Source organism: Rhizobium sp. BK212 (assembly GCF_014197475.1).
GTDB classification, from domain to species: domain Bacteria; phylum Pseudomonadota; class Alphaproteobacteria; order Rhizobiales; family Rhizobiaceae; genus Rhizobium; species Rhizobium anhuiense.
In genome coordinates, this window is sequence record NZ_JACIFS010000003.1 from 624,703 (window position 1) to 637,648 (window position 12,946).

General features: G+C 62.8%; 12 protein-coding genes. 7 read left to right on the plus strand and 5 right to left on the minus strand.

Annotated features, from left to right (window positions below):
• Nucleotides 1-51: 51 nt before the first annotated feature.
• Together FHT79_RS12985 and FHT79_RS12990 are read right to left on the minus strand one after the other, a co-directional pair.
• On the minus strand, nucleotides 52-1,416 hold the full coding sequence (locus tag FHT79_RS12985) for a sigma-54 dependent transcriptional regulator (RefSeq protein WP_047615027.1): 1,365 nt from the start codon (nucleotides 1,414-1,416) through the stop codon (nucleotides 52-54).
• Nucleotides 1,406-3,676 carry a PAS domain-containing sensor histidine kinase gene (locus FHT79_RS12990; protein WP_047615393.1) on the minus strand — a complete coding sequence of 757 codons (2,271 nt, stop codon included), beginning with the start codon at nucleotides 3,674-3,676 and terminating at the stop codon, nucleotides 1,406-1,408. The genes FHT79_RS12985 and FHT79_RS12990 overlap by 11 nt, the downstream gene beginning before the upstream one ends.
• Before the next feature lie 349 nt (nucleotides 3,677-4,025).
• Between FHT79_RS12990 and FHT79_RS12995 the strand changes: the two genes are divergently transcribed.
• Complete coding sequence (locus tag FHT79_RS12995) at nucleotides 4,026-4,844, plus strand: DUF1206 domain-containing protein (protein ID WP_097544409.1); 819 nt, start codon at nucleotides 4,026-4,028, stop codon at nucleotides 4,842-4,844.
• Between the two features lie 89 nt (nucleotides 4,845-4,933).
• Here the strand turns inward: FHT79_RS12995 and FHT79_RS13000 are convergent, their stop codons facing one another.
• Together FHT79_RS13000 and FHT79_RS13005 are read right to left on the minus strand one after the other, a co-directional pair.
• Nucleotides 4,934-6,304: an ATP-binding protein gene (locus FHT79_RS13000; protein WP_047615023.1), complete on the minus strand. Its 1,371-nt coding sequence runs from the start codon at nucleotides 6,302-6,304 to the stop codon at nucleotides 4,934-4,936.
• The gene (locus FHT79_RS13005; RefSeq protein WP_047615392.1) at nucleotides 6,301-6,960 is read right to left on the minus strand and encodes a response regulator transcription factor; all 660 of its coding nucleotides are present in this window, start codon (nucleotides 6,958-6,960) and stop codon (nucleotides 6,301-6,303) included. The genes FHT79_RS13000 and FHT79_RS13005 overlap by 4 nt, the downstream gene beginning before the upstream one ends.
• A gap of 199 nt (nucleotides 6,961-7,159) precedes the next feature.
• On the opposite strand from FHT79_RS13005, the gene FHT79_RS13010 reads away from it, so the two are divergent.
• The 6 genes from FHT79_RS13010 to FHT79_RS13035 all read left to right on the plus strand — a co-directional run bounded on the left by FHT79_RS13010 (nucleotide 7,160) and on the right by FHT79_RS13035 (nucleotide 12,114).
• Complete coding sequence (locus tag FHT79_RS13010; RefSeq protein WP_047615021.1) at nucleotides 7,160-7,480, plus strand: hypothetical protein; 321 nt, start codon at nucleotides 7,160-7,162, stop codon at nucleotides 7,478-7,480.
• 34 nt (nucleotides 7,481-7,514) lie between these two features.
• The gene (locus tag FHT79_RS13015; RefSeq protein WP_168332929.1) at nucleotides 7,515-7,985 is read left to right on the plus strand and encodes a DUF2271 domain-containing protein; all 471 of its coding nucleotides are present in this window, start codon (nucleotides 7,515-7,517) and stop codon (nucleotides 7,983-7,985) included.
• Nucleotides 7,986-8,002: 17 nt separating this feature from the next.
• Nucleotides 8,003-10,201, plus strand: coding sequence for a PepSY domain-containing protein (locus FHT79_RS13020; protein WP_183903438.1), 2,199 nt, complete (start codon nucleotides 8,003-8,005; stop codon nucleotides 10,199-10,201).
• Between the two features lies 1 nt (nucleotide 10,202).
• The gene (locus FHT79_RS13025) at nucleotides 10,203-11,123 is read left to right on the plus strand and encodes an FAD:protein FMN transferase (protein WP_047615759.1); all 921 of its coding nucleotides are present in this window, start codon (nucleotides 10,203-10,205) and stop codon (nucleotides 11,121-11,123) included.
• A 158-nt stretch (nucleotides 11,124-11,281) separates the two neighbouring features.
• The gene (locus tag FHT79_RS13030) at nucleotides 11,282-11,665 is read left to right on the plus strand and encodes a membrane protein (protein WP_047615757.1); all 384 of its coding nucleotides are present in this window, start codon (nucleotides 11,282-11,284) and stop codon (nucleotides 11,663-11,665) included.
• 59 nt (nucleotides 11,666-11,724) lie between these two features.
• Nucleotides 11,725-12,114, plus strand: coding sequence for a DUF302 domain-containing protein (locus FHT79_RS13035; RefSeq protein ID WP_179874668.1), 390 nt, complete (start codon nucleotides 11,725-11,727; stop codon nucleotides 12,112-12,114).
• A 110-nt stretch (nucleotides 12,115-12,224) separates the two neighbouring features.
• Here the strand turns inward: FHT79_RS13035 and FHT79_RS13040 are convergent, their stop codons facing one another.
• Nucleotides 12,225-12,920, minus strand: coding sequence for a VIT family protein (locus tag FHT79_RS13040; RefSeq protein WP_047615010.1), 696 nt, complete (start codon nucleotides 12,918-12,920; stop codon nucleotides 12,225-12,227).
• Nucleotides 12,921-12,946 lie beyond the last annotated feature (26 nt).

The window sequence follows — 12,946 nt, forward strand, 5'->3', positions numbered from 1 at the left end:
AGAATCAGGATGGGAAGGATGCGGCGCGGCATCCGCCGCGCCTTCGCATGATCAGACGCCGAGCGACTTCAGCTTGCGATGCAGCGCCGAACGCTCCATGCCGACGAATTCCGCGGTGCGGGAGATGTTGCCGCCGAAACGGTTGATCTGGGCGATCAGATAATCCTTCTCGAACATCTCGCGGGCTTCGCGCAACGGCAGCGTCATGATGTGATAGTCGTTCTTGGCGGAAACCTTCGGCAGCATGTCGCCGAGATCGGTCGGCAGCATGTCGGCGGTGATCGGCGCATCCGGCCCGTCGGTGCGGGCAAGGATCATCAGCCGCTCGATATTGTTGCGCAGCTGACGGATGTTGCCCGGCCAATCATGCGCCTGCAGCACCGCCATGGCGTCGTCGCCGATGCGGCGCGGACGAATGCCGGCCTGCTCTGAGATCTGGCGCATCAGCTGGTCGACAAGGAAGGGAATGTCCTCGCGCCGCTCGGCAAGCGCCGGCACCCGCACCGGCACGACGGCGAGGCGATGATAGAGATCCTCGCGGAACCAGCCTTCGGCGATGCGGCTTTCGAGGTTGTAGGCGGTCGAAGAGATGATGCGGACATCGACCTTGACGCGCTTGGAGCCGCCGACGCGCTCGAACTGCTGATCGACCAGCACGCGCAGGATCTTGTTCTGCGTCTCGCGCGGCATTTCGCCGACTTCGTCGAGATAGAGGATGCCGCGATGGGCTTCCTCGAGCGCGCCGATCTTGCGCGCCTGGCCAGGCGTGCCCTCGGTGCCGAACAGCGCCACCTCCATGCGTTCGGGCGTGATGTTGGCGGCGTTCAGCGCAACGAAGGGGCCGTTAGCGCGGGTCGACTTCTTGTGGATCATCCGCGCCACCAACTCCTTGCCGGAGCCCGAGGCGCCGAGGATCATGATGCGGCTGTTGGTCGGCGACACCTTCTCGATCGTCTGGCGAAGCTGCGAAACGGCGACCGAGGTGCCGATCAGCTCTAGCGCATCGCCGGTGCGGCGCTTCAGCTCGGAGACCTCGCGCTTCAGCTTGGAATTCTCCAGCGCGCGTTCGGCGATCAGGATCAGCCGGTCGGCCTTGAAGGGCTTCTCGATGAAATCGAAGGCGCCGCGCTTGATCGCCGAGACGGCGGTCTCGATGTTGCCATGGCCCGAGATCATCACGACCGGCAGTTCCGGATGGCGGGTCTTAATCTCGTCGAGCAGCGACAGGCCGTCGAGCTTGCTGCCCTGCATCCAGATATCAAGGAAGATCAGCCGCGGCACGCGATCTGATATCGCCGCCAGCGCACTGTCGCTGTCGTGGGCGGTGCGCGTCTCGTGCCCCTCGTCCGAGAGAATGCCGGAAACGATCTCGCGAATATCGTGCTCGTCATCGACGACGAGAATATCAGAGGCCATAAACGCTTTCCTTGTCATTGGCTGCGGGAGCAGCAGGCGACGGATCCAGGCGTGGCAGATGCACGCGGATCATGGCCCCTCTTCCCCGGTCAAAATCGGCGGGCGCATCATGCAGCTCGAGCTGCCCGCCATGTTCCTCGATGATCTTCTTGACGATGGCGAGGCCGAGGCCAGTGCCCTTCTCGCGCATCGTCATATAGGGCTCCAGAATGCTGTGACGGTTCTCCACCGGCAGGCCGCGACCATTGTCGATCACGTCGACGGTAAAGCGGTCGCGGCTGGTATCGAGTGCGGCGCGGACGAGAATCTTGCGTTCGTCCCGTTCGTCGCTCGGCACGGCCTCGATTGCTTCGACGGCATTCTTGATGAGATTGCCGAAAGCCTGGCCGAGCATGCGGCTGTCGAACAGGCCCTCCAGCGGCTGGTCGCCGAAATCCTGCGCGAAGGTGACGTGATGATTGCCCATCTCGCGCAGGAAGATCGCGTCGCGCAAGATATCGCGCAGGTCGCCCGGCTCCTTGGTCGGCTTCGGCATGCGGGCGAAGGCGGAGAATTCATCGACCATACGGCCGATATCGCCGACCTGGCGGATGATCGTATCGGTGCACTGGTCGAAGACGGTCCGGTCGCCCTGGTCGATCTGCTTGCCGTAGCGGCGCTGGATGCGCTCGGCGGACAGCTGGATCGGCGTCAGCGGGTTCTTGATCTCATGGGCGATGCGCCTTGCGACGTCGCCCCAGGCAGTCGAGCGCTGGGCGATGACGAGATCGGTGATGTCGTCGAGCGTGATCACGTAGGATTCGCTCATGTCGCGCACTTCTTCGCGGGTGACCTGCACGCTCAGCGTCCGCACGGTGCCGCCGCGCACCAGCGCGATCTGCTTGCGGAAATCGCCGCGATGACGCGCCGCAGCCTCACTCAGCACGTGATCGACCTCGGGCGCGATGTCGGCCAGCTGCTTTCCGAGCATCTCGTCGGCCGACAGCGACATCAGCGTCTCGGCCGAACTGTTGACGATGGCGATGCGGCGGTCCTGCTCGACGCCGATGACGGCGGCGGTGACGCCCGACAGCACCGCTTCGATGAAGCGACGGCGGTCGTCGACCTCGTCCTTGGCTTCGAGGATCTCATCGCGCTGGGTGCGGATTTCCGAGATCATCTTGTTGAAGGTGCGCGAGAGATTGGCGACATCGCCATCGACCGCGTGCACCGGCACGACGATATCCATATTGCCCGATGCAACGCTGTCGGCCGCCGTGATCAAGAGGCGGATCGGCCGGACGATGCGGTCGGCGACGGCAATCGCGGTCCAGATCGCCGCCAGGAGCACGATCAGCGCGAATCCGATATAAAGCACGGCAAAGGCGACCTGCAGCGAGAAGCGGTTGGCCTCCATCGAGCGGTATTCGGTGGCGTTCTCCTCCATCATGCGCATGGCGCCCATGACCTTGGGATCGACGGCGCGCACGGTATAGAGAAAGGTGCCCTGGATGGCATCGAGCTTGATGATGGCGCCGACGAGATTGGTGACGCCGGGCGGAATCAGCGTCGGCTGGCCGGCAGCGGCCTTTTCCAGCGCATCCTGCGGAATGGCCGGCAGCGGCTTTTCGGTGGCGATGTCGGCCTGGACGTTCACGGAACCGTCGCGCTCGACGAGGAAGGCGCCGAGCAGGCCGCGGCCCCTGGCCTGGCGCGTCATCAATTCGGCGAAACCCGTCCTGTCGAGGCTGTAGAGCGCGCGGTTGCGCTCCAGGTCGTTGGCCATGGAAACCGTCTGCCCCTGCAGGTAGCTGGCGTTCTCCATCATGTAGGCTTGGCCGATATTGCGCGACGAGCTGACGATCGACTGGGTGCGCAGCGCGAACCAGCGGTCGAGGCCGGCATTCAGCGTGATACTGGCGAAGATGGCGACGAGGATCGCCGGCGTGATCGCGACGATCGAAAAAAGCACGACGATGCGGATATGCAGGCGCGCGGCAGCCCGGCCGCGGGTACGCGCCTTGAGCAACCGTGCCACCTCGCGGCCGATCAGGGCGAGCAGCGTCAGGACGAAGAAGGAATTGACGATCACCGAGGTGATGACGACATGCGAAGTCGGCGCGATCGGCGTGAAGCCGAGCAGCACGAAAAGTGTCGCCGTCGCGCAGAGCAGCGCGCCGCCGGCAAGCACCAGGCCGGGCACGGCGAAAAGGGCGCGGCGATCGGTCACCGTCGTCACCGTCTCGCCCGCCGCCGCCGGCGATACCCCATCCTGCGTCATTCGGCCTCTCTTCAGGCGGCACCTGCCGCCCTCGCCATCGATCGAAACCAAGCAACGCCGGCTCAGAAAGCCAGCGCGCAACGACTCGATCGGGAGCGAAATACCTAAACCCTTGCGTGACCTTTAAGCAACGCATTGTGGCGAAAATGCAACGCACCCCGTCACATTGTCAAGCCGCGCCACCTCGTTCTGCGACGGTATCCACGTCCAGTCTGACGCCCGGCCGCGAGCGCCCGGTCCATTCCAGTGATGTGCCGTTGTCTGCAATCCAGCAAAGCTTTGCCAGCCCAGCAAACTTTCGGGAGATTGGCGCGTTAACATCGCGCATTTCGACAGACAGGGACCGCAGATGATCAAAGGATCTCGATTTGATATGCTTGCCAAAGGCGGCTACGCGGCGCGCGGCATCGTCTTTCTGCTTGTAGCGGGGCTTGCCCTCTTCTCCGGCGTGGCAGGCGGCCGGCCCGAGACGAAATCGGCGCTTTCGACGCTCCTTGGGCAGCCGCTCGGCCGCGTCTGGGTCGGAGCGATCGGCCTCGGCCTTCTCGGATTTGTCGCCTGGAGGCTTGCCCAATCGCTGGCGGATACCGACGGCCACGGGAGGGACGCAAAAGCATTGGCGATTCGGGCCGCCCTCCTCGGCAGTGCCATCACTTACCTCGGAGTTGCCGGCTATGCCCTTGGAAATGCTCTTTTCCCGGGGGGCGCCAGCGAGGGTTCGGGTGAGAAGGGCCTGGCGGGATGGATCATGTCGCAGCCGTTCGGTTCCTACCTTGCGATCGCCGTCGGCGTAGGTTTTGTCATCGGCGGCGTCGTGACAGCTTTGAAGGGCATCACCAGGAAGTTCGAGCGCTACCTTCGGGTTCCTGACAACAAGGGTATCGTGACGTTCGTATGCATTTACGGCCTGGTCGCCCGCGGCGTAGTCTTCGCGGTTACAGGAATACTTTTCGCCTATGCAGGTTTCCGGGTGGATCCCAGACAGGCCGGCAGTATGGGCGATGCTCTGGAATGGCTCCACCAGCTTCCGCTCGGGTCATTTCTGTACATCGCCGTCGCCGTTGGCTTGGCGGCTTTCGGAATCTACAATCTTGTAGAGGCACGGTACCGCATCGTCCGGAGTCCATCGATAGCCGAGGCGAAGCGTTCGATCTCGGTGGCGGGTTAACGTCGCTTTGCCAGCGGCAAGGTGCCGATATACCGAGGTTGAGCCGGCAGAAACTGCGTCCGCAATGGCGAGGGCGGGACATACCGGCGTTACGGGTGAGCCACAGGCAGGTTTATTTCAACCTGAACACCTTCGCTCCGCGCGACTCGCGGAGACACCATCTTCACATCGGCTCCGATGCGATCGGCGATGGCCGTGACAATGGCAAGCCCTACACCGCTTCCCCCGATTTTGACATTCCCCCGCTCAAAGCGCTGCATCAGTCTGTTTATGGCATCGGGGGACAGCGTCGGGCCGTCATTGGCAACGATCAGCAGGCCGCCCCGCTGAAGTGAAACCTCGACCTTTCCATCTTGCGCTCCGTGTTTCAGCGCGTTCTCAACCAGATTGCGGCAGAGAATGCCGACTGCGTCCGGATCCAGCATCGAAAGCACCGGCACCATCGGCGCTGTCAACGAGACTCGTCCCTCTCCGGCCCGGGCAAAATCCTGAAGGACCATCTGCAGGACGGTTCTGAGATCGGAAGGCTCGTCACTTTGCAGACGTCCACCCTCGGCACGAGCAAGCTGCATCAGTTTTTCCGATATGCGCATCAACCGCTTCAGCGTAGTCTCGATCTCCGTCGCCCGCTGGCTCGTCAGCTTTTCCTTGGTTTCAGAGCGAATGCGTTGCGCCTGCGCGATTGCGCCGGCCACCGGCGTACGAAGCTCGTGCGCGGCATTCGCAGCAAATGCGCGCTCGGCGTGGAACGCTGCTGTCAGGCGGTCGAGAAGCTGGTTGACACCTGCCGAAATCGGAAGAAGCTCGGTTGGCAGGCCACTGTCGGTGACGGGCGACAAATCCTGCGCGCCGCGATTGGCCAGTTCCTGCCTGAGTGCGCGCACCGGGCGCAAGGAGCGGCGCACCGCGAGATAGATTGCGAGCAGGCTGAGAGGGATCACGACGATCAGCGGCAGGACGAGACCCAGCAGCATCTTGCGTGACAATTCCGTGCGATGGTCGAGCGGTTCGGCAACGGCAATTGTCAGGTTGCCGTCGAAGCTCGCATCGTAATACAGCTGGTGCGTTTCGGTTCGAAGAAAGCCTCGCTTCGTGAACGGCGGGAAGCTTGAGGCATCAGCACCCTTCGAACCGAGCAGCACCTGCCCGTTTTGATCACGCACGATGAAGCTTACGTCTTCGCCGTAGCGTGCCTCTCGGCCGAGGCGTGCATCACCGTCGTCGTCCTCAACATTGTCGTCGTGGTCAGTCGCATCGCGGTTTTGATGGCCTTCGCGCAGGTCGTGCCGGGCAATCGGCAAAATGCGCTGCGCTGTGGCCTTCAGCCCATCGTCGAACACCTCTTCCATCTGCCCGCCTAGGCGGTGCGCCGTCACGGCTGCCGCCGCAAGCCACAGCAGCGTCACCGAAAGGCCGAGGGCGAGCGCCAGGCGCGTCTGCAGCGAAGCGCCGATTCTCATGGCCGCCCCAGACGATAGCCGAGCCCGCGCTCGGTCTCGATCACATGCGTGCCGAGCTTCTTGCGCAACCGGCTGACGTGGACCTCGATGGCGTTGCTGTCGATTTCCCTATCGAAGGAATAGAGCCGCTCTTCGAGTTGCGCCTTCGAAAGAAGCTGGGCGGGACGTTGCAGGAAGGCCTCAAACAAGACCCATTCTCGCGCCGTCAGAACCACAGCCTTGCCATTCAGCGTGATGCTTCTGGCGGCGAGGTCGATGGCAAGCGGGCCGAGCGTGATGTTGGGATTGGGATTGCCTGCATAACGGCGCGCCACCGACCCGATCCGCGCCGAAAGCTCCGCGAGATCGAACGGCTTCACCATGTAATCGTCGGCGCCGGCGTTCAATCCGGCAATACGGTCGGAGACCTGATCGAGCGCGGTCAGGATCATGACAGGTGTCACGTCACCCCGCCCGCGCAACGCCTTCAGGAAGGGAATGCCAAGCCCATCGGGCAGCATCAGATCGAGCAGCACCAGATCGTAGGCAGCGGCAACGATCGCATCGTTTGCCTGGTCGAGCCGGTTAACCCAATCGACGGAATGTCCGTCGGCGGCGATCTGGTCGCGAATAGCCGCGCCCAGCGCCGTATCGTCCTCGATTAGCAGAACCCGCATCGCTTTTTCCGTTTCTCTCATCTCCTAGTCCACCGGCCAGCTTACGGGAAGCTGAAGCAATGTCGCGCCGCTTGTCAGGTACCGGTCAGTTTAGGACGCGATTGAGACGCTCGAAACGAGAGGAAGGTCGTCCCGCTCGATGAACGCTGCGCGGATCGCTGCCCCTCTCCCGAGCAAGATGCCCAACCGGAGATCACATATGATGTACCGCAAAATTCTGCTGGCCGCATACGCCAGCATCGGCTTCTTCGCCGCCTTCGGCAGTCAAGCCATGCCCTTCCCCCCACTGACGACGAGCGCCGGCACGGTATTGGCCGGTTACCAAGAAAGCGACGACGATGATCACCAGAAGGAACTGCAGCGCCGGCATGACGACGACGACCGTTATGCCGCCGATGACTGCGAAGACGAGGATGTCGAGGCCTGCGGTCGGGGCAGCGCGGCGCAGCAACTGAACGCCACTCCGCCAAACAACGGCCTATTCACACCTGGTTCCAGGCCGCAAGCCCAGACGAACTGAAGCGCCAGTCCTGCCAAGGAGAATATCGATGAGAATGAAATCCTTTCTTGCCATGCTTGCAGTCACCACGGCCCTTACCGTTCCCGGCCTTGCCATGGCGCGTGAAGTGACCCTCACCACCAGCATGCGCAACTATGGCGGGGATGGCGCCTATCTCGCCTATTACGTGACCGATGCGCAGAACAAATATGTCGGCAGCCTCTGGATGGCAGGGGGCAAGACCAGGTATTACGAGCATCTCAGCGGCTGGTACCGCGCCACCGGCGGCGATACCACCCAGATCAACGGTATCACCGGCGCCAGCGTTGGTGCAGGCCGCTCACTCAAGGTCACGGTCGATCTTGCCGATACACTGTTCGATGCCGGCTATCAGCTTCATATAGATTCCGCCGTGGAAGACATGCGCGACAGCCCGAACGAGATCGTGGTGCCGCTGACATCGGCAGGCTCGGGCCAAAAGGTGAAGGGTACGCGCTACATCGCCGCCTTCACCTATGTGCGTTGAGCAGGAGGACGCCGGTTATGAACCGCTCGCTCCACCGCTGGTTCGGGCTGATCGCCGCGGCGCTTCTCACCGTCCTCGCGCTGAGCGGCGCCCTACTCTCTATCTTCCCTGCCGCAGAGGCGCTCACCATGCCTGCCGCGCAACGCGTCAGCGTCGCGGAACTCGCCGCGCGAGTCCGGGCGGCAGAGCCTACGGTGGAACAGATCAGACGGGCGCCGTCCGGGCAGATCACCGCCTATTACTACGAAGGCGACCAACCCGCCTCCGCCGTCATCGACTCTGCCACCGGCATGCCGGTCGGTAGTGGCGAAACCTCGGCGCTGGAGCGCTGGTTGATCAATCTCCATCGATCGCTTTTCCTTGACGATACCGGAAGGCTCATAGCGGCTGGCGGTGCGGCCACAATGCTTGCCCTTGCAATTTCCGGACTGTTCCTGACGGCAAGGCGCGCCGGCGGCTGGCGCTTCGTTCTGAAATCCGTTCGCGGCACAGGTGATGGACGATTACATGCCGTGGTCTCGCGCCTTGCCCTGCCTGGCCTCTTCCTCTCCGCGCTCACTGCGCTCTGGATGACGGCTGCTGTTTTCGGGGTATTGCCGGAAGGCGCCGGTGCACCGGCCTTCCCTGCCGACGTCAGCGGCAATACCGGCGTGGCGCTCACCTCTGTCCCTCTGTTTCGAGAGACGCCGGTCGATGATCTGCTCTCGTTGAATTTCCCCGCTACGGGCGACGCGACCGATGTTTTCACACTCAAGACTGCAAGGGGAGAAGCTTATATCGACCAAGGCAGCGGTGCGCTGCTGGCCTGGTCGGACGCCGGTTGGGTCGACACGGTCACGCGCCTCATCACGATGCTGCACACGGGGCACGGGCTGGCTTGGCTCGGGCTCATCCTCGGGTTCTCCGCGCTTGCGGTACCCGTCCTCGGCTGGACAGGCCTATGGGTCTGGCTCAGGGGACGCCGCGACCCGAAGCTCGCCTCGGCTGCCGCTAGCGAGGCCGATACAATCCTGCTTGTCGGCAGCGAGAGCGGCACGACCTGGGGTTTCGCCAATACGCTGCAGACCGCTCTTTCCGCACAGGGCGTTCGCGTCTACGTCGGCCCGATGTCCAAATTCGAGCCGGGCCGCTGGTTGAAGGCGCGGCGTGTGATTCTGTTTGCCGCCACCTATGGCGATGGTACAGCACCCGCCTCCGCCAAAGGCTTCATCGAGCGCTTCGGGGGAGCGCATGCAAGCGCCGGCCTGCCGCTCGCGGTACTCGGTTTCGGGGATCGCAGCTTCCCGGCCTTCTGCGGGTTCGCCGCCGAGGTTGCGAGAATTGCCAAGGACAAGGGCTGGGCCTCCCTTATACCTTTCGACACGGTAGATCGCCAATCGCCACAGGATTTCGCCCGCTGGGGACGGCGCCTGGCCGAGACGCTTGGTCTCGATTTCGAACTGAACCACCAACCGACTGTTCCGAAGACCTGGAGATTGCCGCTCATATCCCGCCGCGACTATGGCGCAAGCATACAGGCCACCACCGCCATCCTCCGCTTTGCCCTGCCGAAGACTTCGCTCTGGCAGCGTCTGGCGGGCAAGGCATTCCCGCGGTTCGAGGCGGGAGATCTGGTCGGCATCGTGCCGCAGGGCTCGGATCTGCCGCGCTTCTACTCGCTTGCTTCCGGTCTCAAGGATGGCTTTCTCGAAATCTGCGTCCGAGAGCAAGTGGGAGGGCTTTGCTCGAGCCAACTCATCGCATTGAAACCCGGTGATACCATTGCGGCCTTCGTGAGGCCAAACCCCTCGTTCCGCCCGGCCCGGGGAGGCAAACCCGTCATTCTCATCGGCGCCGGCGCCGGAATCGGTCCTCTTGCCGGCTTCGCCCGCCGAAACCGGGCGGGCCGCGCCATGCACCTCTATTTCGGAACTCGCCATCCAACCAGCGACGCGTTTTACGCCGAGGAGCTTTCCCACTGGAAAAAGGATGGCCGGCTGACCTCGGTATCGACCGCCTTTTCGCGAACTGCGAGCCCGGCCTACGTGCAGGATATTCTGCGCAAGGACGCCGAGCGCATCGGCAAACTGATCGCCGCAGGCGGTCAGGTTCTCATCTGCGGCAGTCGGGATATGGCGGCGGCGGTCGCCGCCGTGCTCGCCGACATATTGGCGACGCAGGGCTTCAACCTCACACGCCTGAAAGCCGACGGCCGCTATGCCGAGGACGTCTACTAAGATGAAGCGCTACACGATCAACGGTCCGACCATGGGTGCGCGCTGGTCCGCCGTCTTTCACATGCCATCGGATTTCGATGTCTCTTCCGCCCGCAGGGCGATGATCGACGCCGTGACGGAAGTCGACAAACAAATGTCCAACTGGAGGCCTGAAAGCGACCTGAACCGCTTGAACGCCGCCCGGCCCGGTGGATGGGTTGCCCTCCCCGACGGGCTGCTCACCGTGCTGGGAACTGGTCTTGCCATCGGCCACATTTCAGGCGGCGCCTTCGATATCGGCATGGGTGATGCCACCGCCGCATGGGGTTTCGGTCCGGCGGAGGCAAGCGAGGACCGGATCAGGACCGCCCGCCTTGCGAAACGCAGCCCGGCTCATGATGTTCTGGAGCTGGACAGGGCCGCCGGCCGCGCCCGCAAGCACTCCGAGATGTGCTTCGATCTCAATGGCATCGCCAAGGGCTATGGCGCCGATCAGCTGTCGAAGGCTGCGCGTCAGCACGGTATCGAAGCCGGCCTCTTCGCCATCGACGGCGAAGTGCGAGCGCTCGGCACTCAGCCCAACGGTCGCGGCTGGAGCGTCGCCGTCGAGACGCCAAACCCGGAAGTGCGCGCCGCGCATTCCATGCTCGAGCTACAGGATTGCGCTGTGGCAACGTCCGGCGACTATCGACACTGGATCGACGTCGCCGGCTATCGTCTGTCGCACACTATGGACCCGCAGCTCGGCATGCCGCTTAGAGATCCGCCTGCCTCAACGACCGTGCTCGCCTGCGATTGCATGAGCGCCGACGCCTGGGCGACGGCAATGATGGTTCTCGGCGAAGCGTGCGGTCTTGCCCTCGCCGAAAAGCTTGGTCTCTCCGTTCTCTTCCTCAAGCATGACCAGCCGACAGGAATCGGATGCGGCCTGTTTGCGCGGTGATCACCTTCCGAACGGCCAGATCAAAGGTCATCTGCCACGCAGCTTTAGACCAACCATCCAAGTGGTTTGATCCAGCGCAATGTGTGAAGCCGGGATGCATCCTACTCTCAATCGCCTCTCCAGTTCGTGGAGGATAGTGCTCAAAGAGGAGACGAAGTATGTCCATGGTCAGACTGCCAACGATCACTCTGCTGGCCTTGCTCGGTGCGGTCGGCGCTTTCGGCACCGCGTCCGCCCAGACGAAAAGTCCAGACCCGGCCTCGTCGGAGGATAAGCCTGGGGCCGACGAAACGGAAATGATGCCAGGCATGATGGGCCGCAACATGATGCCACCGGGCATGTACGAAAGAATGCGCATGATGGGACCAATGCGCGGTCATATGATGAAGATCATGTTCGCCATCACAGATAGCGACGGGGACGGCGCGGTTTCTTTCGAAGAGTTGACCGCAATCCACAAGCGCGTCTTCGACGCGGTCGACGCGAACAATGACGGTAAGGTTACGCCTGAGGAAATGCAGGCCTTTATGCAGGACATGTGATCGGAGACTCGGCATTTGCCGGCCGTTGCAGGGAAGCGACCGCCGAAAGGAGACTTCTCATGACCTATACGCTCGATAGAACCCTCTGGGCGATCAGTTTCGACGATGCGGTCGGCAGAACGAGATCCGCTCTCATCAAGCACGGTTTCGGGGTTCTGACGGAGATCGATGTCAAGGCGACCATGAAGAAAAGGATCAATGCCGACATCGACGATTACCTCATCCTCGGAGCCTGCAATCCTCGCATGGCGTTCGAGGCGCTGAAACTGGAACCGAAGGTGGGGGCGATGCTGCCGTGCAATGTCATCCTGCGCGCCGTCGACGGCGGCAATGTCATGGTCAGCGCCATCGATCCGGTCGCGTCGATGCAGGCAATCGCCAACGAAATGCTGACCTCTCTGGCAGGCAAGGTCCGCTCGATGCTTGCGGATGTTGTGACGGACGTTTGAAACCCACCCAACGGAGAGCCGGCTACAGAATCCGTTTCGTATGTGGATCGGAGAATACGGTGACGGCCGCGGCAGAGAAATAGACCAATCCTCGCATCTGACCCGTCCGGTCAGACTGCGGTGCCAACCAGCGCTCCGATTCCGGCCGTCAGCGCCATCGCGAAGGCGCCCCAGAAGGTGACGCGAGTCGTGGCTCTCAGGACATTTGCGCCACCCGCTTGCGCACCGATCGCGCCCAGCAGCGCGAGGAAAGCCAAAGACGCGCCTGCAACGCCATAGACCAGCATCCAGGCGGGTGAAAGGACAACCATCATCAGGGGTAATGCAGCTCCCACCGCGAAGGTGACGGCCGACGTCAAGGCGGCCTCAATGGGCCGGGCTGCCATGTGATCAACGATACCGAGTTCGTCACGCGAATGCGCGTCGAGAACGTTATTGGCCGTCAGTTGGACCGCGACCTGCCTGGCCAGATCGTGGCTGAGGCCGCGTTTAACGTAGATTTGCGTCAACTCATCGAGTTCAGCATCGGGCTGCGTCTCCAACTCCGTCCGTTCCCGCGCGAGATCGGCTTCCTCGGTATCGGCCTGCGAGCTCACCGACACGTATTCACCGGCTGCCATGGACATCGCGCCCGCAACCAGACCAGCCGCGCCCGCGACAAGGATCTGCGAGGTTCCGGCGGATGCGGTGGCGACGCCCATGATCAAGCTCGCCGTCGAGACGATCCCATCGTTTGCGCCGAGGACGGCGGCCCGGAGCCAGCCGATGCGGGAGACGAGGTGATTTTCCGAATGCAATCTGCTCATGAGGGTCTCCAGGATGCGACATTAAC